The organism is Geomonas subterranea (assembly GCF_019063845.1).
GTDB lineage: Bacteria > Desulfobacterota > Desulfuromonadia > Geobacterales > Geobacteraceae > Geomonas > Geomonas subterranea.
Genome location: NZ_CP077683.1, coordinates 331,261 through 356,607, shown reverse-complemented (window position 1 = coordinate 356,607; position 25,347 = coordinate 331,261). Strand labels below are relative to the sequence as shown.

Here is a 25,347-nt window from a genome sequence, read left to right as displayed (position 1 = left end):
TCCCGGCGGTATGGACCAGCTGCGCCTGGCTACATGTTGCGTCGGTACTCGCCGCCTACCTCGTAGAGCGCCCGGGTGATCTGCCCCAGCGATGCGCACCGCACCGTTTCCATCAGCTCGGCGAAGATGTTGCCGCCCGCCACCGCGGTTTCCTGGAGCCGCTTCAGGGCGAGGGGCGCCTCATCCTTGTGGCGCTCCTGGAAGGCACGCAGGTTCCTGATCTGCTGCTCCTTCTCCTCCACGGTGGCGCGGGCCAACTCCCCGGGGATCTGGTATCCCTCTTCGCCCGCGTGCGGGTTCAGGAAGGTGTTGACGCCGATGATGGGGAGTTCGCCGGAATGCTTCCGCGCCTCGTAGAGCATGGACTCATCCTGGATCTTGCTGCGCTGGTACTGGGTTTCCATGGCGCCCAGCACGCCGCCGCGCTGGTCTATTCTCTCGAATTCTGCGAGGACCGCCTCCTCCACCAGGTCGGTGAGTTCATCGATGATGAAGGCGCCTTGGAGGGGATTCTCGTTCCTGGCGAGCCCGAGTTCCTTGGTGATGATCATCTGCACCGCCATGGCCCGGCGCACCGACTCCTCGGAGGGGGTGGTGACCGCCTCGTCGTAGGCGTTGGTGTGCAGCGAGTTGCAGTTGTCGTAGAGGGCCATCAGGGCCTGCAGCGTGGTGCGGATGTCGTTGAAATCCATCTCCTGGGCGTGCAGGGAACGGCCGCTGGTCTGGATGTGGTACTTGAGCTTCTGGCTGCGGTCGTTGGCGCCGTACTTCTCCCGCATCACCACCGCCCAGATGCGCCGCGCCACCCGGCCGATCACCGTGTACTCCGGGTCGAGGCCGTTACTGAAGAAGTAGGAGAGGTTCGGGGCGAAATCGTCGATCTTCATGCCGCGCGAGAGGTAGTACTCGACGTAGGTGAAGCCGTTGGACAGGGTGAAAGCGAGCTGCGAGATCGGGTTCGCCCCGGCCTCTGCGATGTGGTAGCCGCTGATGGAGACCGAGTAGTAGTTACGCACCTGCTGCTCGATGAAGTACTGCTGGATGTCCCCCATCATCCTGAGCGCGAATTCCGTGGAGAAGATGCAGGTGTTCTGCCCCTGGTCCTCCTTGAGGATGTCGGCCTGGACGGTGCCGCGCACGGTCTGCAGGGTGCGGGCTTTCAGCTCAGCGTACTCCGCCGGCGACGGCTCGCGCCCATGCGCGTTTTTGAACTGCTCCAGCTGCTGCCTGATGGCCGCGTTGAAGAAGAAGGCGAGCATGATCGGCGCCGGCCCATTGATGGTGATGGAAACGCTGGTCGAGGGGGCGCAGAGGTCGAAGCCGGCGTAGAGCTTCTCCATGTCCTCGACGGTGCAGATGGAAACCCCGCTCTCCCCCACCTTGCCGTAGATGTCGGGGGGGTAATCCGGGTCCTCGCCGTAGAGGGTGACGCTGTCGAAGGCGGTGGAAAGGCGCTTGGCGCCATCGTCCTGGCACAGGTAATGGAAGCGCCTGTTGGTCCGCTCCGGGGTCCCCTCCCCGGCGAACTGACGCTTGGGATCCTCCTCCGCGCGCTTGAAGGGGAAGACGCCAGCCGTGAATGGGAAGAAGCCGGGGAGGTTCTCCTTCATGGACCACTTGACGATCTCCCCCCAGTCCTCGTAGTCCGGGAGACAGACCTTGGGGATCTTCGTCCCGGAGAGGGACGTGGTGTAGAGTTCGGTGCGGATCTCCTTGTCGCGTACCTTGGTCACCTGGGCGTCCTGGCGGTAGCACTCCTTGAGCCCCTTCCAGCCGTCGATGATGCGGCGCGGCTCTTCCTGCAGCCTGGCGGAGAAAGAACCGATCAGTTGCTCCAGTTCGGCGATGGTCCCCTCGCCCTTCACCTCCCTCCTGGCCCCGGAGAGCTGAAACAGGGTCCGCGCCACGGCCGCCTGCTCCTCCACTCCCTTGCGGTAGCCGCGCACGGCCTGGACGATCTCGCCCAGGTAGTGCACCCGGTCCGGCGGGATGATGTACTGCTTCAGGCTCTCTCGCTCGGCGATCTGCAGGCGCGACTGCCATCCGCTCTCCTTCTTCTCGTTGACCCGGTCCAAGAGGGCACGGTACAGCACGTTGGTGCCGGGGTCGTTGAACTGCGAGGCGATGGTGCCGTAGACCGGGAGTTCAGCATCGGGGATCTCGAAGAGGTTCCGGTTGCGGCGGTACTGCTTGCGCACGTTGCGCAGCGCGTCCTCGGCCCCCTTGCGCTCGAACTTGTTGAGCGCCACCAGGTCGGCGAAGTCCAGCATGTCGATCTTCTCGAGCTGGGTCGGTGCTCCGAACTCGCAGGTCATGACGTAGAGCGACACATCGCAAATTTCGACCACCCCCGCATCCCCCTGCCCGATCCCGGAGGTCTCCACGATGACCAGGTCGAAGCCCGAGGCGCGCACGACGTCAAGGGCATCCCGTATCGCCGCCGAGAGCTCCGAACGGGAATCGCGGGTGGCCAGGGAGCGCATGTAGATCCGGTCGCTGTTGATGGAATTCATCCTGATCCGGTCGCCCAGGAGCGCGCCGCCGGTGCGCTGCCGCGAGGGGTCCACCGCCAGGATCGCCACGCTCTTCTCCGGGAAGTCCCTGACAAAGCGGCGCACCAGTTCGTCGGTGAGCGAGCTTTTCCCCGCCCCGCCGGTCCCCGTGATCCCGACCACCGGTACGTCGCGAGCCATGCTCCTGATCCGGTTCCGAACCGCCCCGTACCCTTCGTTCTGGTCGTGGACCGCCTGCTCGGCCAGGGTGATCAGCGTGTTGACGGCGCGGATATCCCGCTCCTTGAGCCGCTCGATCTCCCGCTCCGTGTCGCGCTCAGGCGTGAAGTCGCACAGCGCCATCATGTGGTTGATCATCCCCTGCAGCCCCATGCGCCTGCCGTCCTCGGGGGAGAAGATCTTGCTGACGCCGTACTCCTCGATCTCGCGGATCTCCTCCGGGACGATGACCCCGCCCCCCCCCCCGAACACCCTGATGTGGTCGGCGCCGCGCTCCCGGAGCAGGTCGCAGATGTACTTGAAGAACGGGACATGCCCCCCCTGGTAGCAGCTCACCGCGATCCCCTGTGCGTCCTCCTGGATGGCGGCGGTGACGATGGCGTCCACGGAGCGGTTGTGTCCCAGGTGGATCACCTCCGCGCCCGAGGACTGGAGCATCCGCCTGATGATGTTGGTGGCGGCATCGTGCCCGTCGAAGAGACTGGTCGCCGTGACGAAACGGATCTTGTGTCTGGAGCGATAAGGCTCCGCAGCGGCTATGTGCATGTCGTTTCTCCTTGCGAGGTGGTCTGTACTGCTAATCGGCTTTCAAGGTGAACTCCCAGGCGCACCAGAATTCTTCGGGGTGCGGATCTGGAGGGCAGGCGAGGCAGCGGGTTACGATGCGGGGGTCGATGGTCCGGGCGAACTCGGAGTATTCGACGATTCCCACCGACTTGCATGGATGGTCCGGGAGCCCCTTGCGCTTTCGGGCGGATTGCACCCGGCAGTCGAGCATCCGGAACACGGCCCGGGTCTCGCTCACCTCGACGGATTCCTGGAGGTTGAGCCGGGCGTAGAAGCGGTGCTTCAGGCACTCCACCAGGGCCGGGATGCCGCCGCCGGGCTTAATGGAGAGCCGCTCCATGATCCGCTTGGCCTCGATGACCGTGAAGAGCCGCCAGGCGTCGGTGTCGATGTCCACCGCGACGTCCATGCCGTATTTTTGCTCCAGCGACTGGAACCAGACCCCGTCATGGGCGAGCCAGTTCTTGGCGTCGTCGACGATGATCCTCACCAGCTCCTCCTTGCTGAGCGAGTAGAGGAGTTGGATCCCCTCGTCCCCCGCCGGCTGCGAAACGGCCGCGATCTCCTGCAGGTTGTTAACGTGTGTCACGGTTGCACCTCCTTGATGAGTTTGCTCGGCGCCAGTCGCGGCGGTTCCATTACACAGGTCGCATGCAAGCGAATCCTTCCCCCTCCCTGTCCCTCCCCCTCCGGGGAGGGAACGCTGTGGTGGACGCCCCCTCCCCTTGGAAGAGGGAGGGAACGCTTTGGTGGACGCCCCCTCCACCGGGAGGGGGAGGCCGGGAGGGGGGCAGGTTTGGCAAACGGCTAATGATCGGCGGCGCTGGTGATGCCGATGCCGGTATTCTGGCGCACGTCGATCTCGTCGAACATCTCCTCGGCACGGCGCTCCCGGAACAGGAGACAGCCAAAGACGGCGGCCAGGAAGCCGAGCGGGACCGAGACGATACCCGGGTTCTTGAGCGGGAAGATCGGGGCGTCCAGGCCGACCATGGACTTGCCGTCCTTGTTCTTCACGTACTCCGTCCGCGATTTCTCCAGGGCCTGCACTTCCTTCTCGGCCAGCACCGCGCCGCCGGCCTGCTTCTTCTCAAGGGTTTCCACCACCTTCTTGGCGTCGGCAGCGATCTTTTTCGGATAGGTCATTACCGGCGAGACCATGACCAGTGTCAGGGCGGAGATGGTGCCTACCACCAGGCCGGAAACGATCCCCGCCGTGTTGAACTTGCGCCAGAACAGGGACAACATGATGACCGGGAAGTTGCCGGAAGCGGCGACCGCGAAGGCCAGCGCCACCAGGGCCACCACGTTCTCCTTCTCCGCCATGAGACCCATCACGATGGCCGAGCTCCCCACGAACAGCGAGGTGATGCGGGCCACCTTCACCTGCAGTTGCTGATCCGCCTTGCCGTCCTTGATGATGTTGACGTAGACGTCGTGGGCGATGGCCGCGGAGGCGGCGAGCACCAGGCCGGAGACCACGGCGAGGATGGTGGCGAAGGCGACCGCGCAGATGAAGGCGAGGAAGATGTCGCCGCCGAGGCTCCCCGCGCCGCCGCCCATGTGCTGGGCGAGAAGCAGGGTCGCCATGTTCCCCCCCTTGTCCACGGCGGAGATCGCCTGCGGGGTGAGGTAGAGCGCGGCGCCGAAGCCGATCACGCTGATCATGAAGAAGAAGCTGGAATTGAGGAACAGGGCCACGATGATGGACTTCCTGGCATCCTTCGCGCTGGGGACGGTGAAAAAGCGCATCAGGATGTGGGGGAGCCCGGCGGCGCCCAGCGCCCAGGCGAGGCCCAGGGAGATCTGGTCCAGGGGGTTCTTCAGGAAGAGGCCCGGCTCCAGGAACCGCTGGCCGTAGTCGACCCCGGGTTTGGCGATCACGTCCTTCAACACGTTCATCCGCACGTGCTCCTGGATGGCGCCGTTACTGACCACGTCGGTGAAGAAGCGGACCGGGTTGAAGCCCGCCTTGATGGCGACCAGCAGGCACAGGACGGTGGTTGCGCCCATCAGCAGCGAGGCCTTGATGATCTGCACCCATGTGGTCGCCTTCATGCCGCCGAAGACCACGTAGGCCACCATCAGCGCGCCGACGCCGATGACGGAGACGCGGTACGGGATGTTCAGCAGCATCTGCATCAGTTTGCCCGCACCCACCATCTGGGCGATCAGGTAGAAGATGGAGACGGTCACGGTCGACAGCGCGGCGACGCCGCGCACCACCTTGGGCGAACTCCTGAAGCAGAGGATGTCGCCTAATGTGTACTTGCCGGCGTTGCGGCAGGGCTCGGCGATGACCAGGAGGATGGCGATGAAGGAGAACATCGGTCCCACCGCGTACATGAAGCCGTCGATGCCGTAGAGCGAGATGAGGCCGGACATCCCCAGGAACGAGGCGGCGGACATGTAGTCGCCGGCGATGGCCCAGCCGTTCTGGAAGCCGGTTATCCCCCCGCCGGCGGTGTAGAAGTCCGACGCGGTCTGCGTTTTCTTGGCCGCCCAGACCACCACGCCCATGGTGACCGCGATGATGAGCGCGAACATGCCGATGGTGATGCCGCGGTTGGGGGTGATTTTGGCCGGTGCCGCGCCCCCCTTGGCCGGCGCGGCCACGGCCTTGGCGGCGGCGTTAGCCGAGGGAGCCGCGGCCTGGGCAGGTGCGGCGGTGGCTGGAGCGGTGGCCTGAGGAGCGGCGGCGGTGGCAGCCTGAGGTGCGGCGGCGCTGGCGGGCGCCTGGGCGCACACGGCGGCCGCGCCGAACATCGATAGTGACAGTGCTACGGTTAAAGCGGCGATCCTCTTTTTCATACCTGGTCCCCCCTCTTTAATTGATGGACGTATCTATTGCAGCGCTTCCAAGAGTTGCTTGGTGAGCCGGTCGAAGGTCTTGTTGGCGACATGGGCGTAGTAGATCGCCACCCCGATGGCCATGACGAACTGGGACAGGATGAAGAGGTAGCCGAAATTGATGGGGCCGATCACCTTGACCCTGAAGGCCTCGGGGAAGTACCCCGAGATGACCGGGAGCAGGAGGTAGTAGATGGTCGAGATGATCCACCAGCTGAAGAGGAAGTTCCGTTTCCTGCGCTTTAGCTCGATGAACTTGCTGTGGTTGGCGATTGCTTCCCATTGCTGTTTTTCCGACATGGCCGTCACTCCTTCTGTTAGGGTTGCCAGCGTCTGAAAGCGGCGCCGCCGCTTCCTTCCCAATCCCCCCGCCTGCGCCAGGGGGGCCAATAGCTCCAGGAGAGGCTTGCGTGTTTCAAGGAGGGGCGTAGCCGAACCTGGCGGAGAGGAGTTCGGCGCTCAGACGCAGGGAGGGGATGATCTCCTGCTCCAGCCTGTCGCCAAGGAGCCTAAACGACGGACCGAACAGCATCAGCGCGCCCACCACCTTGCCGGCGTAGTCCCTCACCGCCACCGCCACGGTGACCACTCCCTCCCCCATGCCGCTGCACTCCACGGCGACCCCGTTCTCCCTGATCTGCTCCAGTTCGACCCTCAAGGCAGCCAGGTCCGGGCAACCGCCCCGGCCGCCGCGCCACCTCCGCCCGATCTGCTCCAACAGGTCCCACGAATCGATGGCCCGCATCACCTTGCCGGCGGCGTTGGCGAAAAAGGGGAAGCGCCTCCCGACTAAGGGCTCACCCCTCCCCTGCTGCAGGGGATCCACCATGTCTAGCAGCAGCACTTCATCACCCTTGGGGATCGCCATGAAGATCGCCTCGTTGTGCCGCCGGGCCAGCGCTTCCAGGACCGGCCGGGCATCCTTCAGTATGGTCACCTTCAGGTCGTCGTCGTGCTCCGACAGCACCGCCCGGACCAGAGGGCCGAGGACCCTGCTGCTGCGGGCGTTTTGCAGCAGGCTCCTGGCGAGCTTCCGGGCGCGGCTTTCGTCGTACTTCCCGCTTTGAACCGCGCACTGCACCAGCCCCTTGTCCTCCAAAAGCGCCAGGAGGAGCCGCACCCGGTAGGGGGTGATCGCCGCCTGGCGCGCCAGCGCCGACAGGGAGCATCCCTTGCTCCGGGCCGCCACTATCTCGAGGAGCTCGACCGCCTTCTGCAACTCGTCACGCGAAAGCTCACCTTTCTCCGTTTCCATCCGTCCACCCTCACGATGCGAACCTAATTCCATTTGTTGATCTTCATGGTCCCTTTTCCCACGAGGTGCTGCTGCATCTTGAACACCTTGAAGAGCAGGTGCGGTTCGTGCCCCACGTTGAGCTCGCAGCACTCCCGCTTGGCCCTATCGTAGTACTCCTGCATCAGGGGCTTGTAGTCGGGATGGATGCAGTTGTTGATGATGGTCTTCGCGCGTTCCCGGGGGGAGAGCCCCCGCAGGTCCGCGAGCCCCTGCTCGGTTACCGGGACGTCCAGGTCGTGCTCGGGCCCCTCGAAGACCGATCCCACCGGCATCACCTGCGTGGTCCCCTTGGCGCACCATGTCGACCATCTGATCCTCTTGTGCAGCTCGGTCATTTCAACCTGCGTTATTTAACGAATCACTCCAAGACTCACACTTAGAGGGCTTATTGTTATAATAATCTGAAATCACTGGTGATTTTACGGTACCAGATTCTACAAAACAAAGTTATTATTCATCGGTTAAAATGAGTCGACAGCCGGTTAACCAACCCCCTTACTGGGCACTACCGCATTATGATCCGCACCAAGCTCAACCAACAATTTGTCAGTGTACTTACCGCAAGGGGTAAATACGCAGCGTTGCTACTTTTTTAGTTGCGGTAAAAATATGAGGTAATTTGCGTTTTTATAGCGACTTACACAAGGAGACCCCAGGTCGCGCTAAAAAAATATCAGTGGTTTACGTTAATGTCAACCATAAATAAAACAGAATTATACTAAAGTGTTTATTGAATTCTCTGCGCCCGTTCCGGCGCGTTCTCCCGGCCCAGAGTATTGGTTGACAAAAGCCGGTGCTTCGCTGAAAATGTCCCAATTTACGTAAAGGTGAAGCAAATGGCGAATGTGCAGAAGGAAGGCGAGACCATCGTCTCGATCAGCGACCTGGCGAAGGATTTGGGACTGACAACGAGGACTCTGCGTTACTGGGAAGAGGTGGGGATCGTTGAATCGGTGGAGCGGCAGGACGGCGCCACCAGGGGGTACACACCCTACTATGTCAGAAGGATAAAGTTCATCATCAGGCTCAAAGAGTTGGGGCTGACCATCAAGGAGATGCAGGATCTTTACGCGGCCTATGGGGATGCCAAGCAGACCGAGAAGATGATCCCGCGGCTCATCGAGATCCTGGACCTTCATGTCGCCAAGGTGGATGAAAAGATGGCGCAACTGGCGTTGCTAAGACAAGACATCGTGGGGTATCGGCAGAAGATGATGAAGCAGTTCGCGCTCTTTAACGAAAAGGAGCCGTGAGTAAGTTTACCGCAGTGTTTCCTTCAGTTTCCTGCCCAGCGACTGCAGGTCGAACGGCTTCTGGATGAAATGCCGCCCCTCGTCCACCACCCCGCGCTGGGCCACGAGGTCCCTGGTGTACCCCGACATGAAGAGCACCTTCAGGCCGGGGCGAAAGGCCTCGATGGCGTCAACCATCTCCTTGCCGTTCATCCCCGGCATGACCACGTCGGTCAGGATCACGTCGATGTGCGTCCCGCCGTCCCTGCAGATGGCGATGGCCTCGTCGGCACCCGACGCATGGATCACGGTGTAACCCAGGTCCCTCAGGGCCCGCAGCGTCATCTTGCGCACCAGGGCATCGTCCTCGACCAGCAGCACGGTCCCTGAGCCGGAGAGCCCCCCCTCTGCTGCCGCACTCTCCCCGCCCGCGCCGGCTCCCGCGAACCTGGGGAAGTTGATCTGGAAGATGGTCCCCTGCCCCGGCTCGCTGTAGACGTTGATGAAACCGTTATGCTGCCGCACGATGCCGTACACGGTAGCAAGCCCCAGCCCCGTCCCCTTCCCCACCTCCTTGGTCGTGAAAAAAGGTTCGAAGATGCGATCGAGGGTGTCGCGGTCCATGCCGCACCCGGTGTCGCCCACCGAAAGCTGGACGTACTCCCCCGGAGAGGCGTCCAGGTGGTACTGGCTGTAACTTTGGTCCACGGTGACGTTGGAGGTCGCCACGGTGAGGACTCCCCCGTTCTCCATGGCGTCCCGTGCGTTGACCGCGAGGTTGACCAGGATCTGGTCCAGCTGCGTCGTGTCGGCGTTGACCGGCCACAGCTCCGGAGCGGGCTGGAAGGTCATCTTGATGTCCTCGCCGATGAGCCGTCCCAGCGTTTTCTGCATCTCGGCGAAGTGATCGTTCAGGTTCACCTCCCGCGGCGCGATCACCTCGTTGCGCGAGAAAGCGAGCAGCTGCCTGGTGATGTCGCTGGAGCGCTTGGCGGCGTGGATGATCTGGTCGAGATCCTGCCACAGCGGACTCCCCTCCTGGGCGTCGCGCAGTGCCAGCTGGGCGCAGCCCAGGATGACGCTCAGCATGTTGTTGAAGTCATGGGCCACCCCCCCCGCAAGCCGCCCGATCGACTCCATCTTCTGCGACTGGAACAGCTGCGCTTCAAGAAGCTTGCGCTCGGTGATGTCCTCCTTGACCGCCAAAAAGTGGGTGATGACGCCGTTTCTGTCCCTTATGGGGGAGACGGTGGCGTGCTCGGAAAAAAGCTCCCCGTTTTTCTTCTTGTTGAGGAACTCCCCTTCCCACACCTTGCCGCTGGAGATGGTCTGCCACAGTCTCTTGGACTCCTCCGGGTCGGATTTCCCCGACTTCAGGAACCTCGGATTCCTGCCGGTGACCTCCTCCTGCGTGTACCCCGTCAACTGCACGAACTTCGGGTTCACGAACTCGATCCGGCCGGAGGTGTCGGTGATGACGATGGAGACGGGACTTTGCTCGACCACCTGGGAGAGCTTGCGCAGGGCGTCCTCGTCCCGCTTGCGCTCGGTGATGTCCTGCATGATGCCGTCGATGTGGGCGAGCGAGCCGCTTTCGTCGAAGGTGGGGCGCGTGCTGAGATTGACCCAGATCCTGCTGCCGTCGTTGCGGTAGAACTCCACCTCGAAATTCTTCACGTTTTGCCGCTGGTTCATCATCCCGTACAGCTCATCGCGCCGCGTGGGATCGACGTAGAGTTGCGGCCCGATGTCCACCACGTTTTCCAGCACCTCTTCCGGCGTCTGGTACCCGAGGATGGCGGCGGTGGCGAAATTGCAGCTGAGAAACTTCCCCTCGGGGGTGGTCTGGAAGATCCCCTCCATGGCGTTTTCAAAGATGCCGCGGTACTTCGCCTCCGCGAGCCGCTCCTGCTCCAGCGCCTTCTTCATGCCGGCATAGTGGATCAGGTTCTCGATCGCCGACGAGAGGAGCCCCACCAGGTTGCCGATGCCGAACAGCGCCTCCTCGCCGCCGCTGACACGGCGGTTGAACTCGGCGTTCTCCGCGGAGTTCCCCACCGCGATCAGGACCGGGGGGTCGGAGGGGTTCCCCAGCGGACAGAGGAGGTACTCGTTCATCAGGAGCCTGGCGCGGTACTCGGAGAGTGCGTGCTGCCGCGACCCCTCCGTGCAGACGCGGTAGCTCTCACCGGAAAAGAGCGGGGACAGGAAGGGGGCCTTGCGAGGGATGCTGAGGGATGAAACCGCGCTCTCCTCCTCGGGGTCGTAAAAGCCGTCCCAGGCGCAGACCGCGTACGCGGCACCGTCGTCGGATTTCTGGAAGAAGAGCACCCGCTCGTAGTTGAGGCTGTTGATGACGTACCCGGCGGCGAACTCGAAGATGGCCGGGAGGTCGGAGCAGGTGGAGAGCCTGCGGCTCAGGTCGTACAGCTCGCTGTACTCCTTGACCTGGGCGTCGAGCTTCTCCTGGTAGTCGTAGAGCCTGCTCTCGGCCTTGACCAGCCTCTTCACCTGCTCCGACAGGATCTCGTTCTCCCGGCGCAGCTTCTCCAGCTCGGCTGCCGGCGGCGTGTCTTTTGCGGATTCGTTCATACGCTGCAATCTTTGGGCTTCAGTACACCACGGTGACGACCGAGGTGAAGTTGTGGAAACAGTTGTACGTCCTGATCGGCCCGATCTCGCCGTAGGTGTAGAACCCAAGCCAGGGGACCCGCTCCCCGAGGTCACGCTGCAGGGACTTGACCAGGTCCATGCGCTCCTGCTCCTTGAAGACGACCCTCCCCCGCCCCATGCATTCAAACTGCAGCACGAACTTCGGCGTGTCGCCGCAAAGCTGTTCCTTGATCTGGCGCGGTATGGAGCGCAGGCCGTTCATCATCAGCTCCTTGTCGCGGCGCACGATCCAGAGCTCGGTCCCCTCCGCGACGTCGGACTGGATGGTCACGGACCCTTCCCGCTCGTCCTTGTCCGTTATGTAGCGGACGAAGTACTCCTCGTACCCCTGGCGCAGGTGTTCCGGCGTCTTGAACCCCAGGCAGAGGTTCAGGGTCGCCTTGTTCCACTTGATGGACCACTCCTCGTCCAGATACTCCTTGAGGACCTCGAGGGCCGGCACGCCGTCGATCTCGTAAATGATGTTCCCCTTGCTGCGCGTTATGGTCCGCTTGGTGCCGACCGGGACGCAGCCGTGGTTGATCCCCCAGGCGACCTGCCCCTTACCCGACATGACCACGCAGCAGGCCCCGTCACTGAGGACTTGGTCGTCGTGGTACTGGTAGGTCTTGCGGGAGGCCCAGTTGTCCGCGGCGAGCCCCCCGAAGATCGGCAGGCGCGCCGAAGGGGAAAGGACCCCCTCGAAGGCCGAGACAAAAGGATCGAAGTCGAAACGGAGGCCGTCGGCCAGAAGGAAGAAAGCGCGGCTGTCCGAAGCCACCAAGGGCGCGATCTTCGCGGCGAGGCGCTCGCCGGCAAGATCGCCCCGCTCCTCTATTCCCGATATGGAGGCTATCCCGAAGCGCAGCTCGTCCGAGGCGATCACCATGACGCCGACGGCGAAGTTCGTTTCGGCCACGTCCTCCTGCGCGATGATCCCTTCCCCCGAGCAGCCGCACAGCGGTGCCCCGGAAGTCACCTCCCGGATGGCGGCGATCAGCCTCTGCTGATGGTACCCCACTGTGGCGAAAACCATCACGAAGTCGGGCTTGCCGACACCCGCCCGTTCCAGTGCGGTCCGGGCCGCCTCGTGCCCAGCCTCGACCGGGTTCTTGCGCATGCTGAACCCTATTCCTACCGACGTACCCATCACATCCTCCTGCCGCGGGGGTAAAGGCGAAAAAATCAGAACCGGTGTCCCATCCCCAGGTGCAGCGCCACGTCCGGCGAGGCCCCGACGGTGACGTCCTCGGAGAGCGCGATGTCCAGGGTGGTGCGCGGCGAGAACGCGACGGTTCCTCCGAAAACAGCCTGCATCGCCCCGGAGCTGAGCTCGGAGAATTCGCTGTCCCTATAGAAGGCGCTGTGTCCGGAGAGTTGCGCCTTCAAGGCGAAGCTGTCGGCCGGGGACCAGCCAAAGCCAAGGGTACCAAAGCCGACCAGGTTACGGCGCTGCTCTTTCAGCACCTGCCCGTCCGACGTGGCCAGGCCGCCGCCCGCCGCGAAGATCGTGGCGTGCCCCCATTTTCCTGGCAGGGCGTAGTCGCTGCTGCCGGTAAGCCACAAGGCCATGTCGGTGCCGCCGCTTCCGGTCAGGCGGGAGCTGCTCCCGGTGGGGACCTTGAGGCTCCCCCGCAGTGCCAGCGCGACCGGGTTGTCGCCGCCATCGTTGTAGAGCTGCCATCCCCCGGTGAACCTCAGGTCGCCGACCCGCAGGCCGGCCTCATCCATTTCCAGGCGCTGCCGGCCGTCCCTCGCGTACGCGAAGCCGAGCCCCCCCTTGGGAGCGCCTGGCCTCTGCCCTTGGGGAAGCCCGAAGAACTCGTGCCAGTCCTCGATGAAACCGTCGAAGACCCCCCCGTTATAGGCGACCAGGGGAAGATCCATCCCCAGTTCCATCCTGCTGGCGACGCCGTAGCGGAGCGCCAGGGTGATCCGCTCCCCTTCGCCGTCCAAAAAGAGCTCCTCGCGCGCCGTTTCCCGCTTCAGGTAACTGTTGGCGACATCGACGGCAAGCAGCGTCCACCCCTTTCCCGCCGGCTGCACGACGGCGCTTTCCGCGGCGGGCAGCCCGTATATCTGGACCAGAGGGCTCTGGTTGAAGGTATGAAAGGGGGTGATCTCCAGCGGCTCGGCATGGCAGGGACGGCACCATGATGCCAGCAGTACCACGGCGGCTAACAACATTGACTTTAGCGACAGCTCGCTGGACATGAAAAAGGATGAACTTGTCATAGAGACCCGCTTAAGAGGTAGAGATGGCACAGGTTCAACAGATGGTACATGACGTTCGTCGTAATGCAAACAATGCGAAGCACCGGCTTCAGGCCGGCAGCTACTGTGTCACAGGCAAGCTTCCCCGTCAACCTGCTTTGCACCTGTCTCCTTCATGCTCCGCGCGCGCAATTTAAAAAAGGCTGTCCGTTGCCGGACAGCCCGCTTCGGTGAACAGCCGGCCGAACACCGGCATTAGTGATACTGTTCCCTTTCCTCAATATTTGATGATAACTCCGACACCTTTTCCTCTGCGTACTCGCGCCCTTTGCGCAGGTTTTTGTTCAGCTTGTCCTGAACCTCGGTGGTGAGCCCCTTCATCCTGGATATAGCATCCCCGGTCACGTCGGATACTTTCTCCCTCATCTCGCTCCCGGTCTTCGGGGCGTACAGCAGGGCCAGCCCGGCGCCTACCAATGCCCCCGCGGAGAAGCTGACTACCTCAGCCGTGGTGCTTGCATGTCTTCTCATGACATCCTCCTTTGCTCTTTAGGCCCTGTGGGTCTTTAGGCCCTGCGAATCTTTAGGCCCTGCGGGTCTTGTGGGTGTACCAGTAATTCCCGAGAGCCGCTCCGATACTCGTTGCCACCCCGCGCCACGCCACCTTCTTCCCCTCACGGGTGCTGCCGCTTTTCTCCGAGGCCCGCTTGCCGCTCAGGAAAGCCTTGGCGACGGTAGCCGCCAGGGCCAGTCCCGACACCGGATGTTTCGCGCGGGGCGCGTCTTTACCGAGACCAAGTTTTCGCACCAACAGCCAGAGCGCACTCGCCCCGGCCGCGCGCGCCGCCGCCTGGCCAGGATGCACCTCCACGACCGGTTTCCGGCTAAAGGCAACTTTGTCGCGCACCCGCCTGTTCGCAAACAGCATCAGCAGCGCGCTCCCTCCCACCAGTGCAACCTGCACCGAGGTCCTCTGGGCCATTTCGAGCGCTTTGGCGATACCCTGCCAGCCGAACAGCTCCGCCTTCCGCAGCCCGCGGCGCTTCAAGGACCGCAGGGATAGTCTCTGCTCGAGGGTCTGTACCGTTTGCGTTATATCGCTTTCCGTATGCCGGATTTGTTCGCGAATCCTCTCCGGCGACTGCTCGTCAACTTTAACGTTTTCGCCCATTGTACCGTCTCCTTCAAAGCCCCAACCGTCTGCTCGGGCTTCGCATCCATCTCCTTAGCGTTCTTGCCGCCCTTAAGGACCAGCACCGCTCCGGTTGCGATCAACCCGAAAGCCACCAGGAGCGCAGCACCCCACGCGGGCATCACCGTAGCAAGGCCCAGAACAACAGCAGCAACGAGCACCAGGAGACCCGTGTAGAGAAGAACCCCGCCTACCCCGATGGCGGCGGCATCCTTAGCCAGCGCAACCACCTTCTCTTTCATCTCCGCCGTGAAAAGGTCCAGTTCCTGCCGGAAAAGCAGACGCACCTCCCCGGTCAACTCGGACACCAGTTCGCCAATACTCCTTTCACCTTTATCCGCCATGGCAGCCTCCTTTTCGCCGTTCGTTGAACTGCTAGGCTCGAATCAATATTTACACAGCTTAATGTTAAGAAATCTCGCTCCTAATTGCAAGGTTATTGGCGCGAACACGGCAGCGCGAAGAAATCCGGGAGGCAGATCAAACGCTGCCCCGCCCTCCGTGACGCCGTGAGCCGGTCCGCCCTGCAGCCTGCCGTCGGCAGTCGGGGGGGCATGGAGGGCGGATATGGTGATGAGCATTGGAGGATATGGTGATGAGCATTGGAAAATCCGGCCGGATTGTGTTACTGTCCCACCCCTCCCGCCGTATACACAATTTGCTGGAAAAATTTGCGGGTTTAGTACACAATTAGAAAAACTCAATCACCACCTCTGTCACAACTTTTATTGTTATGCAAGGAGAAGGAGCGTGTCATGAGTACCAAAAAAGAATTTACATCCTATACCCCGGATGAGTTGCGGGAACTATATAAGGAGGATCCCGCCCTGTTCGACGAACTGGCGGACGAGGCTTTAAAGAGGGCATGCGCCGCGAGGACACCGGAGAAAACATTGAAGCTGCAACAGATGCAGTGGTCGATGACCATGCAGATGCGCCGGGCGAGCAGCAACCTCGGCAGGATGCACATCATGGAAAACATCTTCTACACCCAGGTCTACGGAAAGGGAGGACAGCTGGAGCAACTGGTGGATAACTGCAACTCCCTGCTGCGCGCGATCGGCAAGAAGCAGCAGATACTGGGTAAGGAAGAGGAGAACGTCAAGCTGCGCAGGGTTTAACGGTGCAGGTGCAGCGCGGCATCCGCGGCATAACGAAAAGGAGCCGTAGGGCCCGGCAATGCCGGCCCTACGGCTCTTTCATCTGGTTCTCCGGAGAAGACCGGAAAGCGGTTCTGTCCCTTTAAAGACTTACCCGCTGTCATGTCCCCCCCTTTGCGACAGCCTCCACCGGCACGTAGCCCCATGCCGTCACAGCTTGGCTCACCTGGCACAACAACCGGCGAAGAAGGAGTCGAGCCCTTCAATCCACCCTTTCCGCGTCTCCTCAGGGACGAAGCTGGCCTCGAAGCTGTTGCGCGCCAAACGGTACGCCTCCCCCGCCCCAAGTTCCGGGAGCGCCTCGAAAATCGCCGTGAAGTTCTCGTTGAGATATCCCCCGAAGTAGGCTGGATCGTCGGAGTTTATGGTGGCGACGATCCCCCGGGCGAGCAGTTCGCCGATGTTGTGCCGGCACAGTTCCGGAAACACCTTCAGTTTCACGTTCGACAGCGGGCACACCGTCAGCGCGACCCCCTCCGCGGCCAGACGTGCGACCAGCGCCGGGTCTTCCAGGCAACGCACCCCGTGGTCGATCCTTTCCGCCTTCAACAGGTCCAGCGCGTCCGATATGTACCGCGCCGGCCCCTCCTCCCCGGCGTGCGCCACGAGGTGCAGCCCCAGTTCCCGGCAGCGGCCGAAAACGGCGGCGAACTTTTCTGGCGGGTTGCCGCGTTCACCGCTGTCCAACCCCACACCGATGAATTTGTCCCGAAACGGCAAGGCCTGTTCCAGGGTGGCAAGAGCGTCCGCTTCGCTCAGGTGGCGCAAGAAGCAGAGGATGAGGGACGCGGAGAGCCCCAGCTCCTCGCGCCCACGCCGAACGGCCCGGTCCAGCCCGTTGATGACCGCGGCGAAGGGGACCCCCCTGGCCGTGTGGGTCTGGGGATCGAAGAAGATCTCCGAGTGGATCACGTTCTCCTCCCTGGCCCTTACCAGGTAGCTCCAGGCCATGTCGAAGAAATCCTCTTCCGTTATCAGCACGCCCGCGCCGGCATAGTAGATGTCGAGAAAACTCTGCAGGTCCGTGAAGGCATAGGCGGCGCGCAGGGCCTCGACCGACGGGTACGGCAGTTCGATGCCGTTGCGCCGCGCCATGGCGAAGATCAGTTCCGGTTCCAGTGACCCTTCTATATGGATATGCAGTTCCGCCTTGGGCATGCGGCGCAGGATGTCCGGCAGTTCCTGCCGCGGGATGGATGCGAGGTTCATGATATGCTCCGTTTTTTTGAAGATTTCGGCGCCCGACGGCGCCCGACGGCGCCGGCCCGCGGCGATGGCCGCGGGTCGCGGCGTCCCGGCCGGTGCGGCACACCTATAAAAGCTCAATCCAGTGGAACTGGCAAGTGAAGAAAGGCATCTTTGCCTGCCCCATCGGCAAAAAGTGCTATGGCCATTGAGTTTAACATGATATATGAACCGGTATACGATGTGCCGCCAAGCCCAGATCGATCGTGCCCGCGACCCGAGTTGATCTGAACCTGGCATTCCATCCCCGGTCACAACTGTTTCAGAAGGAGATTTTATGTCATCGCGGATCCGCAACGGCTGCCCGTATTTCATCGGCACCGCGAGCATCCTGATACTTGCATCCTGGGTGCTCGACAGCTTTCTGGACGCGGTCGTCTTTTCAGATGGCAGTTTTGTTCAGCAGCTCCTGCACCCCCGGGCACAGGAACTGACCTACCGTTTACAGACCATCTTTTTCCTGCTGATCTTCATGACCTGTGCCCGGCGCAAGTCCCGCGGAGAGGAAGAAGCGACCGCTCGGCTCACAGATACCGTGGCAAAACTGGCTCTGGAAAAAGCCAGAACGGAAGCAGTCCTCGCCAGTGTCCCCGACGCGGTAACCGTCCAGGACCCGGAATTCAGGATCCTGTACCAGAACCCTGTGGCCAGGGAGTTCAAGGGAGAACATCTGGGGGAGCACTGCTACGCTGCCTACCACGACAGGGATAGCGTCTGCCCCGGCTGCGTCGTCAGCGAGTGTTACCAGGACGGTACGCCGCACCGGCAGGAGAAGACGCATGTCTTCAACGGGGTGACCCGTCACCTCGAAACGGCGGCGGCACCGCTCAAGGATGCCACCGGCGCCATCATCGCGACCATCGAACTGGTGCGCGACATCACCGAGCGCAAGAACAAGGAAAACATCCTGAAGCGGCAGTCCGCAGCCATAGAGGCATCCATGGACGGCATCGCCCTTTTGAACGCCGACGGCGAGTACCTCTACCTGAACAAAGCACATGCCGCCATCTATGGCTATCCCTGCCATGAAGAGCTGGTCGGCAGCACCTGGCGGCTCCTGTACACCGACGAGGAACGCCGGCGCCTGGAGCCGCTCATATACAGCGAGTTCCAAAAGGGACACGGGTGGCGCGGCGAGGCGACCGGCCTCAAGAAGGACGGCACCCTGTTCCCCCAGGAGATCTCCCTCACGCTTCTGGAGGACGGGGGCATCATCTGCGTCGTGCGCGACATCTCGCAGCGCAAGGAAGCCGAGGAGGCGATCCGCAAGCTAAACGGCAGCCTGCGCCAGCAGACTCTCGACCTGCAGGCCAAGAACCGGGAACTGGAGGCCTTCAGCTATTCGCTGTCGCACGACCTGCGCACCCCGCTCACCACCGTCTATGGAGCGGGACAGGCCCTGGCCGACATCTACCGTGATCAACTGGACGAAACAGGGCAGAGCCTGCTGCACGCCATTCATGCCGGCTGCGAGAACATGGAAGAGTTCATCGAGGCGATGCTGGTGCTGTTCCAGGTGACGAGCACGGAGCTTAGCTGCGTGGAGGTGGACCTGGCGGGGCTGGCCGACGAGATCATGGCTGAACTGCGCGTCTGCGACCTGGAACGCCCGTGCCAGTGGAACCGCCCCGTGGAGATGACGGCCTGGTGCGACCCGCACCTCGCGCGGGTCCTTTTGCAGAACCTGCTCGGCAACGCCTGGAAGTACACCTCCAGGAACGAGCATCCCCGCATCGAGTTCGGAGAGGTGGCGCGCGACGGACAGCGCGAGTATTTCGTACGCGACAACGGCGTCGGCTTCGACATGAGCGAGGCGGCAACGATCTTCAAGCCGTTCCAGCGCCTGCAGCGCTCCAGCGACTTCCCCGGCACCGGGGTCGGGCTCGCCACGGTGTCGAGGATCGTCGACCGGCACGGCGGCCAGTTGCGGGCGGAGGGCGAGGTTGGCAAGGGTGCCTGCTTTTACTTCACGCTGCCGGCTCCGCGGCACAAGGGGTAACAAGGGCGGTACAGCAGGTGTTATGCCCCGATCTTCTCAAGTGCAGGTGCATACTGCCGATACGGTCCACAGGGGCCGTTGCGGCCTCCCCCTTGGCGTGCGAAGAGAAGCCCCGCCTGCCCGAAGTACGGAGAACGCGCATGACCAGGATTTCATTGCAACGCTGGCTGTACCTTTACGCGCTGGTATGCGCCTGCCTCTTGGCTTCAGGCGGTGGCGCCGCCTGGGCCGTCCCCTTACACCACAACAAGGTCCTGATCCTCAACTCCTACCACTCCGGCTACGAGGGGTCCGATGACGCCGTCCAAGGCATCAAAGAGACACTGCTCAAGGCGCTGCCGGAAACCGACATACAGGTCGAGTATCTCGATTCCAAGAACTACAGCGGCAAGGAATTCGACGCGAGGGTCGTAGATCTGCTCAGGTTCAAGTACCAGCAACGCCACTTCGACCTGATCCTCTCCACCGACGATTATGCCTTCAACATCATCGAGGCCCACAGGGGCGAACTTTTCGGCGCCACCCCGCTGGTCTTTTGCGGCACCAACTCGTTTGACCGCTCCAGGCTCTCCGGCAAGCACGGCATCATCGGCATCGACGAGCGTCCCAGCTTCAAGGACACTCTCGACCTCATCTTCACCCTCCATCCCGGTACCGGCAATGTCGTGGTCATCCGGGATGATTCCGTTACCGGTCAGCTCAACAACCGGGAGTTCCGGCAGGCAGCGGCGCAGTTTCAGGGGAAAGCCCTCTTCCCCGACTGGGCGGGGCTGCGCCTTGAGGAGCTGACCAGCCGGGTAAAGCAGCTGAAAAAGGGAAGCGTCATCGTCTATTTCGCTTCCTTCGTGCAGGACGGAAGCGGCGAACGGTTCAGCAGCAACGAGGCACTGCGCAGGATTTCCGACGTGAGCCCCGTCCCCGTGTACGGCGGCTGGGAATTCAACCTGGGCAAAGGCATCGTGGGGGGGCGGCTACTGAACCTTCGCGAGCACGGTGCCGCGGCCGCGGCGCTGGCCGTGCGGGTGCTCAGGGGGGAGCCCACGGACACCCTTCCCCTGGTCAGCCCGAGCCCGAACAAGGACAAGTTCGATTACAACGAGTTGAGACGCTTCGGCATCACGAAGGGGAAGCTTCCGGCGGACAGCATCGTGATCAACGAGCCGCCGGGTTACCTCTGGAGCCACCGGCTGGAGATACTGTCGGCCATATCCGTGCTGCTTTTGCTGGCCCTTGCCACGAGTTTCATCAAGCTGATCAACAGCCGCAAGAACCTGAAGATCCACAGGGACGCCGCAGATGCAGCGCAACCATGAACTCGAGCAGGCCCTGTCAAAGGTGTCAAAGGTGCTGGAAGGGATCATTCCGGTGTGCATGTACTGCAAGAAGGTAAGAAAGGACGAAAAGAGCTGGCAACAGATGGAGTCCTACATATCCCAGCATACCGAGGCCCAGTTCAGTCACGGCATCTGCCCGAGTTGCTTCGACGACAATTTCTCCGACAAGAGAGCGAAGTAAAAGAGGACCTGCTGTTCCCAACTCTGACTCTTGAATTCATAGGTATCATCCTTACGGTTACCGCCCCCTTATCATCCGGATCCGCCTGTGGAAAAACTAGCCTGTCCCCTTTTCCTTGACGGTGCGACAACGCACATCACCGCGGCATCAGCGCAAACACACCCCAGCCCAGGTATTCACGCGTGTAAGCGGCGTAGCGCTCGGGCTCCGAGGTCAGTTGGGCTCGCACCTCTTTCACTAACTCGTCGTCGGGATTGGCTTCAAGCCATCGGCGCATGGTGAGCCACTTGGCCGCCTCGTACCTGTCCCAGCCGTCCTGGTCAGCCAGAACCATTTCAACGACGTCGTAGCCAAGGTTGCCGAAAGACGCAAGAAGTTCTGGAAGCAAGAGGAAGTCGGAGATTGAGTGGGCAAGGCACCCCCTGGCAACATCTTCCGTTGGCGGTAACTGCCGCCAGTAGGGCTCACCGATGAGGATGATCCCTCCCGTGCGCAGGCTCCGGGCCAGAAGCTCGATGGTGCCGGCGACACCACCCGCGATCCAGGTGGCACCGACACAGGCTGCCACACTGACCTTCTCGTCAGAGACATATCCGGCAGCATCGCCATGGATGAACGTGACTTGACCGGCAACGCCGAGTTCCACGGCACGAAGTTTCGCGTGCTCGGTGAACAACTGGCTCATGTCGATGCCGGTGCCGGTGACGCCGTGATCGCGTGCCCAGGTGCACAGCATCTCCCCCGAACCGCTGCCGAGGTCGAGCACTCGAGCCCCCGCTTCCAGACGTAGTGCTGCACCGAGAGTGGCGAGCTTTTCGGGTGTGATCGGGTTGTGGATGCGGTGGGCACTCTCAGTGATGTTGAATATCCGTGGGATGTCCATGGTGGGAAAATTCCTTTCAAGTGGGAATAGATTGGATTACGCCCCTGACCGCGCGGGGACGCACCGGCGGATCACAAGCCTTGTTGGCACCCTTCTCTTTACGCCTGTTCCTGACGTCACACCCTGCCCAGTCAATCACCATTATAAACAATGCAGGAAAGCGGCATGCCCGGGGTTCCCCAAATGGTTCCCTTTGTTGTGTCAACCCAACCGACAAGGCCAAATGGAGTACTCACCAGATAACTTTCCTTAGTCCCGTCGCCTGATTTGCAATTGCTATGCTTATCGTCGTACTCATCGGTAAGGAACCATTCCGAGAGTAATACGCGAACCTCTGCCCCCTTTGGCAGCGTTGCAACAACACTTCCTTTGCCACATGGTTCTGTTGTTAATGTCGCTGCGGTGCTGGTAGGACACACTTTGTCGACCAAGTAAAAGGGTTGCCTCACCTCGTTGATAGCTGTGTCTGTGATGACAAATTTTCTATGCATATCGAAACTGTTGTCGGTATGACCTGCAGCGTATATCTGACAAGATGATGAGACCGCTAAACTGGTTGCTCCTATATTCCGGCGTACGACCTTTTTATCCTTGCGAGCTATGATTTCATAATTCGGATCTTCACTTGGCCCGTTGCTAAAGCCGATGACCAACGTTCTTCGGCCGCATTGGACACTGATGAATTCATCTCCAAATTCAGAACTATCAGCCTCTTCAATTGCGGGATCCGTCTGGACTTTCTTGAAAACTAACTGAGGATCCAAAAGCAAGAGATGGTCGTTCAAACCGACCTTTCTGTAGTTCTTAAAGGCATTGTTTTCCTGGGCTTCGACCCAATGGCTGGATAGCAGTAAAACCTGGATAAAAAGCATTAACGCAATAACAGCTGGCATAAAAGACCGGTCCACCCACTTGGTTGGGACCGGTCCTCTCTCTGGTTTAGCCATGGTCCGCCTCGTCATGGTGTTCATGGCTACCTGTGGGCTCACGTGCATCGGTATTCTCCCAATAACTCTCATCTGAAAAAGGGGCTTTTAAATCATCTGGTTGCGGAGGAGGCGGATTATGCATGGAGCCGTAAAATGCAGGACCAATCACTGGGATAAGAAGTAACAGGGACCAAAAAAATTTCGCTAGCCACCTGTCCCTGCTTTTCCAGAGGTGATACAGGCAACACCCCGTGATGATCTCCGATATTGTAATTGCTGCTACAAGAAAGATGTCCATATCTCTTCTTCGCCAACGGGGGCGGCCTTGACCGGCGGTGTCCGCCGTCTGGTTGGGCTCTACCGTTCTCTGCTGATGCTCCAACTCCAGAAAAGTAGCCTGTCCCCTTTTGCCCTTTTGCCCGTCCTCAGTCAGTTATTCATTTATCAATACCCGGTCTCACTGCCGCCTGGTACCGTGCCAGCAGATCCGGGTCATCAATCGATCCGTGGTGGTGAACCTGCTGCCATCGGCCATCGCGGTGAGTGAAGATCCTGGTGGTCCGGATCGCCATGGAGAGGACGGTGCCGACGGTCTTGAACTCTCCCCGCTCCCGCCCCACCACGTAGAAAACATTACCGTCCAGGTGCAGGGTGAAATCATAGAATTCGAACCAGTACTCTGACGGGCTAGCGAAAAGCCGTTGGTAGACGGACTTGATTTCCTCCCATCCCCGCTTTATACCCCCGAGTGGGTTATCCATCGCCGCCTCATTGCTCTGCAGCCAGTTGGAGGCCATCAACTCAAGGTTGCGCCCGTTGAGTGCCGCGTAAAACGTTGACAAGGCAGCTAAATGGGGTGGCAACCCCTGTTTATCCTCCCGCCCCGTCACCGCTGTCTGCTCCAGTCTCAGCATATGTCCTCCAGATCCCCTCAGATCTATTCCCCCAACGGGGCGCCCGGTTGACCCGCAAGCCCGGCATTCTTTGGCTGGCGGCGTCAAACCGGTTGGTTGGGACGTCATTAATTTCCCATTTTCAAGGGCAGACCTTTTAGCTTCTCGATCGTGCGATGAGCCAGCTCGTTGACAAGGTGTGTAACCGACGTACAGTCGGTAACATGCAACCGCAAACGTTCAGCTCGATATGGAGGTAAACCATGCGCTGGTCAGGTTCGGGTATTGTCATTACTGTCTTGGCACTGATAGCAGGCGGCTGTGGCAGCAACAACTTTCTCGTGTATAAGGATGGCAGCAACTTTTTCATCACTAGAAACTGCGAGGCACGGCAACGCCTGCTCTGCGATTCCGGCGATATCGGGCGCATCGTTGCCGGGTCAGCGCTTCCCCAATCGCTGCAAGACCGGATCAAAGAGGCGATATGTGCGCCGGGTGTGACGAAGACCAACATGCGCGAAATCCTGGCTGAAATGACAGAAGAGCAGCTTTCCTCACTCAAACAGTCCTTCCGCGACAACAGCTACGAAATTAACAAACCGATCGATGCATGAGCGTAAGGGCCTGGTGTCCGGGTGACGCCAACGGGGCTCGGCATGATCTGCGCGGCAGGGGTTTATCCTGCCGCGACAGCGTCTATGCCGGTGTTGTGCCTAATTCCTATTTTGCTCTTTCAAAGGCCAACTCAATTTCCTGAAAAAACTCCTCTTCCGTGCAATCAAAAGAAATCTCTGACATATCTTCAGGCTCTCCAACTGCTATAGATCGATCATTCCTGCGTCTCCGCATTGGCCAAACTTGAACAGTGTTGTCATTCTTAGACTGAATGTTTACTTCCAGATGTTCGCGGTGAAATTTTTGGCTTTCTGTCTTTTCCATCGAATCAATTTGGCTTGGAGCCTTAGGGCCATCAAATCCGTAGTTGTTGAGGCTTTTAGTAATTATTTCCTTTGCTTTAGATTTCATTACCGCATGCGAAACTTTAATCAAAGGTCCTTGAGACCGTGGCAGTGCGTGTGTCAGAGTCCAAGCTGCCCATTCGATTATTACGAAGTCCTGGGTTTTGATATTTTTATGCAGTGAAATACTTGGTCGAACCTTTTTTCTATATTCGAGGTAAGACCGCTCTTTTCGTTTGGCAATTAATTTTTTCAAAATCCAGTCTATCATTTCTTTTTCTCGCACAACGTGAATGAGGCGCACCCGCCGCGTCAGCGGTCGGCGTGTCGCCGAGTGTTGGGCGCTCTATATTTCGATATTTTTGTATTTGAATGCAGGCCACATCAATGCAGCAGTTACGGCTATGGAGAAAAAGATCCATATACCATCAATGATAGCCGCGCCTCCAGCAAAGCTTTTTACTGGAACTACAAACGCAGCTATGTAAACGGCATACGAGATAAGAGTGCCAGAGACATAGGCATTAAAGGCATTTTTATGGCCTTTTTCAATTGATTTGATTCTGTGCAGCTTCATTCCTGATTGTAAGTTCCCGAGCAATACCAGGTATGGCGTAAAGTAAATTACGACGTTGATTATTATCTGTTCTTTGGGGAAGTCCTTGAAAAGAGGATTAATGATTCCACTAATCCAAGCGGCACAAAGGGCGATGCTTCCAGAGAAGAAGAGCATGGCCAACCCCATTAAGTAAGTTTCTCGTCTGTTCATTATTCCTCAGTATTGCCCAACGGCGTGGTCGGTGACCGGCGCAGGTTTATCGCGACCGGTCCACTGGCCTTGTTGGGTATATGCTCTTGCCGATGTAGTTTACAGCGTGCTCATATACCTTGCCACTTCTGGATACAAGACGCGCATAGCAGTTACTGCAATAGTCATCACGGAATTCTTCAGTGAACTCGAATGTCAGCTCAATTCTATCGATGTCATTTATCGTGAATCCCTCTGCTTTTACAATCTCTTTTAATCT

Annotated in this window: 24 protein-coding genes; 6 read left to right on the top strand and 18 right to left on the bottom strand. The window is 60.3% G+C overall.

What is annotated here, in order from left to right; all coding sequences use genetic code 11:
* Positions 1-29: 29 nt before the first annotated feature.
* The 6 genes from icmF to KP001_RS01490 form a co-directional block, all read right to left on the bottom strand.
* Positions 30-3,278, bottom strand: a complete 3,249-nt coding sequence (icmF, locus tag KP001_RS01515) for a fused isobutyryl-CoA mutase/GTPase IcmF (protein ID WP_217287832.1) — start codon at positions 3,276-3,278, stop codon at positions 30-32.
* Between the two features lie 31 nt (positions 3,279-3,309).
* A complete protein-coding gene (locus KP001_RS01510; protein WP_217287831.1) occupies positions 3,310-3,888 on the bottom strand; it encodes a DUF6125 family protein in 579 nt (192 codons plus the stop codon).
* A gap of 218 nt (positions 3,889-4,106) precedes the next feature.
* Entirely contained in the window at positions 4,107-6,110 is a 2,004-nt protein-coding gene (locus tag KP001_RS01505; protein WP_217287830.1) for a solute symporter family protein, read from the bottom strand.
* Between the two features lie 33 nt (positions 6,111-6,143).
* The gene (locus KP001_RS01500) at positions 6,144-6,449 is read right to left on the bottom strand and encodes a DUF485 domain-containing protein (protein ID WP_183346839.1); all 306 of its coding nucleotides are present in this window, start codon (positions 6,447-6,449) and stop codon (positions 6,144-6,146) included.
* Between the two features lie 115 nt (positions 6,450-6,564).
* Positions 6,565-7,404 (bottom strand): IclR family transcriptional regulator, encoded by an 840-nt coding sequence (locus KP001_RS01495; RefSeq protein ID WP_217287829.1) that lies wholly within the window; start codon positions 7,402-7,404, stop codon positions 6,565-6,567.
* Positions 7,405-7,427: 23 nt separating this feature from the next.
* On the bottom strand, positions 7,428-7,781 hold the full coding sequence (locus tag KP001_RS01490; RefSeq protein ID WP_217287828.1) for an acetyl-CoA hydrolase/transferase C-terminal domain-containing protein: 354 nt from the start codon (positions 7,779-7,781) through the stop codon (positions 7,428-7,430).
* Positions 7,782-8,282: 501 nt separating this feature from the next.
* Between KP001_RS01490 and KP001_RS01485 the strand changes: the two genes are divergently transcribed.
* On the top strand, positions 8,283-8,699 hold the full coding sequence (locus KP001_RS01485; RefSeq protein ID WP_217287827.1) for a helix-turn-helix domain-containing protein: 417 nt from the start codon (positions 8,283-8,285) through the stop codon (positions 8,697-8,699).
* Between the two features lie 6 nt (positions 8,700-8,705).
* Here KP001_RS01485 and KP001_RS01480 read toward each other — a convergent pair whose 3' ends face one another.
* The 6 genes from KP001_RS01480 to KP001_RS01455 form a co-directional block, all read right to left on the bottom strand.
* Positions 8,706-11,270: a hybrid sensor histidine kinase/response regulator gene (locus KP001_RS01480; RefSeq protein ID WP_217287826.1), complete on the bottom strand. Its 2,565-nt coding sequence runs from the start codon at positions 11,268-11,270 to the stop codon at positions 8,706-8,708.
* Between the two features lie 19 nt (positions 11,271-11,289).
* On the bottom strand, positions 11,290-12,480 hold the full coding sequence (locus tag KP001_RS01475; RefSeq protein ID WP_217287825.1) for an FIST signal transduction protein: 1,191 nt from the start codon (positions 12,478-12,480) through the stop codon (positions 11,290-11,292).
* 35 nt (positions 12,481-12,515) lie between these two features.
* Positions 12,516-13,565 carry a DUF3187 family protein gene (locus tag KP001_RS01470; RefSeq protein ID WP_239027864.1) on the bottom strand — a complete coding sequence of 350 codons (1,050 nt, stop codon included), beginning with the start codon at positions 13,563-13,565 and terminating at the stop codon, positions 12,516-12,518.
* A gap of 234 nt (positions 13,566-13,799) precedes the next feature.
* Positions 13,800-14,075, bottom strand: a complete 276-nt coding sequence (locus KP001_RS01465; protein WP_217287824.1) for a YtxH domain-containing protein — start codon at positions 14,073-14,075, stop codon at positions 13,800-13,802.
* A gap of 52 nt (positions 14,076-14,127) precedes the next feature.
* The gene (locus KP001_RS01460; RefSeq protein WP_217287823.1) at positions 14,128-14,715 is read right to left on the bottom strand and encodes a hypothetical protein; all 588 of its coding nucleotides are present in this window, start codon (positions 14,713-14,715) and stop codon (positions 14,128-14,130) included.
* Positions 14,637-15,080 (bottom strand): phage holin family protein, encoded by a 444-nt coding sequence (locus tag KP001_RS01455; RefSeq protein ID WP_217287822.1) that lies wholly within the window; start codon positions 15,078-15,080, stop codon positions 14,637-14,639. The genes KP001_RS01460 and KP001_RS01455 overlap by 79 nt, the downstream gene beginning before the upstream one ends.
* Positions 15,081-15,491: 411 nt before the next feature.
* Between KP001_RS01455 and KP001_RS01450 the strand changes: the two genes are divergently transcribed.
* Positions 15,492-15,857, top strand: coding sequence for a DUF3135 domain-containing protein (locus KP001_RS01450; RefSeq protein WP_217287821.1), 366 nt, complete (start codon positions 15,492-15,494; stop codon positions 15,855-15,857).
* Positions 15,858-16,058: 201 nt separating this feature from the next.
* Here the strand turns inward: KP001_RS01450 and KP001_RS01445 are convergent, their stop codons facing one another.
* Positions 16,059-17,105: an adenosine deaminase gene (locus KP001_RS01445; RefSeq protein ID WP_217287820.1), complete on the bottom strand. Its 1,047-nt coding sequence runs from the start codon at positions 17,103-17,105 to the stop codon at positions 16,059-16,061.
* Positions 17,106-17,418: 313 nt separating this feature from the next.
* Between KP001_RS01445 and KP001_RS01440 the strand changes: the two genes are divergently transcribed.
* The 3 genes from KP001_RS01440 (at position 17,419) to KP001_RS01430 (ending at position 20,655) form a co-directional block, all read left to right on the top strand.
* Entirely contained in the window at positions 17,419-19,140 is a 1,722-nt protein-coding gene (locus KP001_RS01440) for a PAS domain-containing protein (RefSeq protein ID WP_217287819.1), read from the top strand.
* Positions 19,141-19,280: 140 nt separating this feature from the next.
* Positions 19,281-20,453 (top strand): ABC transporter substrate-binding protein, encoded by a 1,173-nt coding sequence (locus KP001_RS01435; RefSeq protein WP_217287818.1) that lies wholly within the window; start codon positions 19,281-19,283, stop codon positions 20,451-20,453.
* A complete protein-coding gene (locus tag KP001_RS01430) occupies positions 20,437-20,655 on the top strand; it encodes a hypothetical protein (protein ID WP_217287817.1) in 219 nt (72 codons plus the stop codon). Before KP001_RS01435 ends, KP001_RS01430 begins: the two co-directional genes overlap by 17 nt.
* 136 nt (positions 20,656-20,791) lie before the next feature.
* Here KP001_RS01430 and KP001_RS01425 read toward each other — a convergent pair whose 3' ends face one another.
* From KP001_RS01425 to KP001_RS01415, 3 genes are all read right to left on the bottom strand, one after another.
* Positions 20,792-21,538, bottom strand: a complete 747-nt coding sequence (locus tag KP001_RS01425; protein ID WP_217287816.1) for an SAM-dependent methyltransferase — start codon at positions 21,536-21,538, stop codon at positions 20,792-20,794.
* A 131-nt stretch (positions 21,539-21,669) separates the two neighbouring features.
* Positions 21,670-22,485, bottom strand: a complete 816-nt coding sequence (locus KP001_RS01420) for a hypothetical protein (RefSeq protein WP_217287815.1) — start codon at positions 22,483-22,485, stop codon at positions 21,670-21,672.
* 419 nt (positions 22,486-22,904) lie between these two features.
* Positions 22,905-23,381 carry a YybH family protein gene (locus KP001_RS01415; RefSeq protein ID WP_217287814.1) on the bottom strand — a complete coding sequence of 159 codons (477 nt, stop codon included), beginning with the start codon at positions 23,379-23,381 and terminating at the stop codon, positions 22,905-22,907.
* A gap of 242 nt (positions 23,382-23,623) precedes the next feature.
* Here KP001_RS01415 and KP001_RS01410 point away from each other — a divergent pair, with 242 nt between their 5' ends.
* Entirely contained in the window at positions 23,624-23,974 is a 351-nt protein-coding gene (locus KP001_RS01410) for a hypothetical protein (RefSeq protein ID WP_217287813.1), read from the top strand.
* Between the two features lie 106 nt (positions 23,975-24,080).
* Here the strand turns inward: KP001_RS01410 and KP001_RS01405 are convergent, their stop codons facing one another.
* On the bottom strand, positions 24,081-24,590 hold the full coding sequence (locus KP001_RS01405) for a hypothetical protein (protein WP_217287812.1): 510 nt from the start codon (positions 24,588-24,590) through the stop codon (positions 24,081-24,083).
* Positions 24,591-24,665: 75 nt separating this feature from the next.
* On the bottom strand, positions 24,666-25,088 hold the full coding sequence (locus KP001_RS01400) for a hypothetical protein (protein WP_217287811.1): 423 nt from the start codon (positions 25,086-25,088) through the stop codon (positions 24,666-24,668).
* Between the last annotated feature and the right edge of the window lie 259 nt (positions 25,089-25,347).

Bases quoted from the DNA above. Each gene is read 5' to 3' on its own strand.
- icmF (WP_217287832.1), bottom strand. From the start codon at position 3,278: ATGCACATAGCCGCTGCGGAGCCTTATCGCTCCAGACACAAGATCCGT.
- KP001_RS01505 (WP_217287830.1), bottom strand. From the start codon at position 6,110: ATGAAAAAGAGGATCGCCGCTTTAACCGTAGCACTGTCACTATCGATG.
- KP001_RS01500 (WP_183346839.1), bottom strand. From the start codon at position 6,449: ATGTCGGAAAAACAGCAATGGGAAGCAATCGCCAACCACAGCAAGTTC.
- KP001_RS01495 (WP_217287829.1), bottom strand. From the start codon at position 7,404: ATGGAAACGGAGAAAGGTGAGCTTTCGCGTGACGAGTTGCAGAAGGCG.
- KP001_RS01490 (WP_217287828.1), bottom strand. From the start codon at position 7,781: ATGACCGAGCTGCACAAGAGGATCAGATGGTCGACATGGTGCGCCAAG.
- KP001_RS01485 (WP_217287827.1), top strand. From the start codon at position 8,283: ATGGCGAATGTGCAGAAGGAAGGCGAGACCATCGTCTCGATCAGCGAC.
- KP001_RS01480 (WP_217287826.1), bottom strand. From the start codon at position 11,270: ATGAACGAATCCGCAAAAGACACGCCGCCGGCAGCCGAGCTGGAGAAG.
- KP001_RS01475 (WP_217287825.1), bottom strand. From the start codon at position 12,480: ATGGGTACGTCGGTAGGAATAGGGTTCAGCATGCGCAAGAACCCGGTC.
- KP001_RS01470 (WP_239027864.1), bottom strand. From the start codon at position 13,565: ATGACAAGTTCATCCTTTTTCATGTCCAGCGAGCTGTCGCTAAAGTCA.
- KP001_RS01465 (WP_217287824.1), bottom strand. From the start codon at position 14,075: ATGAGAAGACATGCAAGCACCACGGCTGAGGTAGTCAGCTTCTCCGCG.
- KP001_RS01460 (WP_217287823.1), bottom strand. From the start codon at position 14,715: ATGGGCGAAAACGTTAAAGTTGACGAGCAGTCGCCGGAGAGGATTCGC.
- KP001_RS01455 (WP_217287822.1), bottom strand. From the start codon at position 15,080: ATGGCGGATAAAGGTGAAAGGAGTATTGGCGAACTGGTGTCCGAGTTG.
- KP001_RS01450 (WP_217287821.1), top strand. From the start codon at position 15,492: ATGAGTACCAAAAAAGAATTTACATCCTATACCCCGGATGAGTTGCGG.
- KP001_RS01445 (WP_217287820.1), bottom strand. From the start codon at position 17,105: ATGAACCTCGCATCCATCCCGCGGCAGGAACTGCCGGACATCCTGCGC.
- KP001_RS01440 (WP_217287819.1), top strand. From the start codon at position 17,419: ATGTCATCGCGGATCCGCAACGGCTGCCCGTATTTCATCGGCACCGCG.
- KP001_RS01435 (WP_217287818.1), top strand. From the start codon at position 19,281: ATGACCAGGATTTCATTGCAACGCTGGCTGTACCTTTACGCGCTGGTA.
- KP001_RS01430 (WP_217287817.1), top strand. From the start codon at position 20,437: ATGCAGCGCAACCATGAACTCGAGCAGGCCCTGTCAAAGGTGTCAAAG.
- KP001_RS01425 (WP_217287816.1), bottom strand. From the start codon at position 21,538: ATGGACATCCCACGGATATTCAACATCACTGAGAGTGCCCACCGCATC.
- KP001_RS01420 (WP_217287815.1), bottom strand. From the start codon at position 22,485: ATGGCTAAACCAGAGAGAGGACCGGTCCCAACCAAGTGGGTGGACCGG.
- KP001_RS01415 (WP_217287814.1), bottom strand. From the start codon at position 23,381: ATGCTGAGACTGGAGCAGACAGCGGTGACGGGGCGGGAGGATAAACAG.
- KP001_RS01410 (WP_217287813.1), top strand. From the start codon at position 23,624: ATGCGCTGGTCAGGTTCGGGTATTGTCATTACTGTCTTGGCACTGATA.
- KP001_RS01405 (WP_217287812.1), bottom strand. From the start codon at position 24,590: ATGATAGACTGGATTTTGAAAAAATTAATTGCCAAACGAAAAGAGCGG.
- KP001_RS01400 (WP_217287811.1), bottom strand. From the start codon at position 25,088: ATGAACAGACGAGAAACTTACTTAATGGGGTTGGCCATGCTCTTCTTC.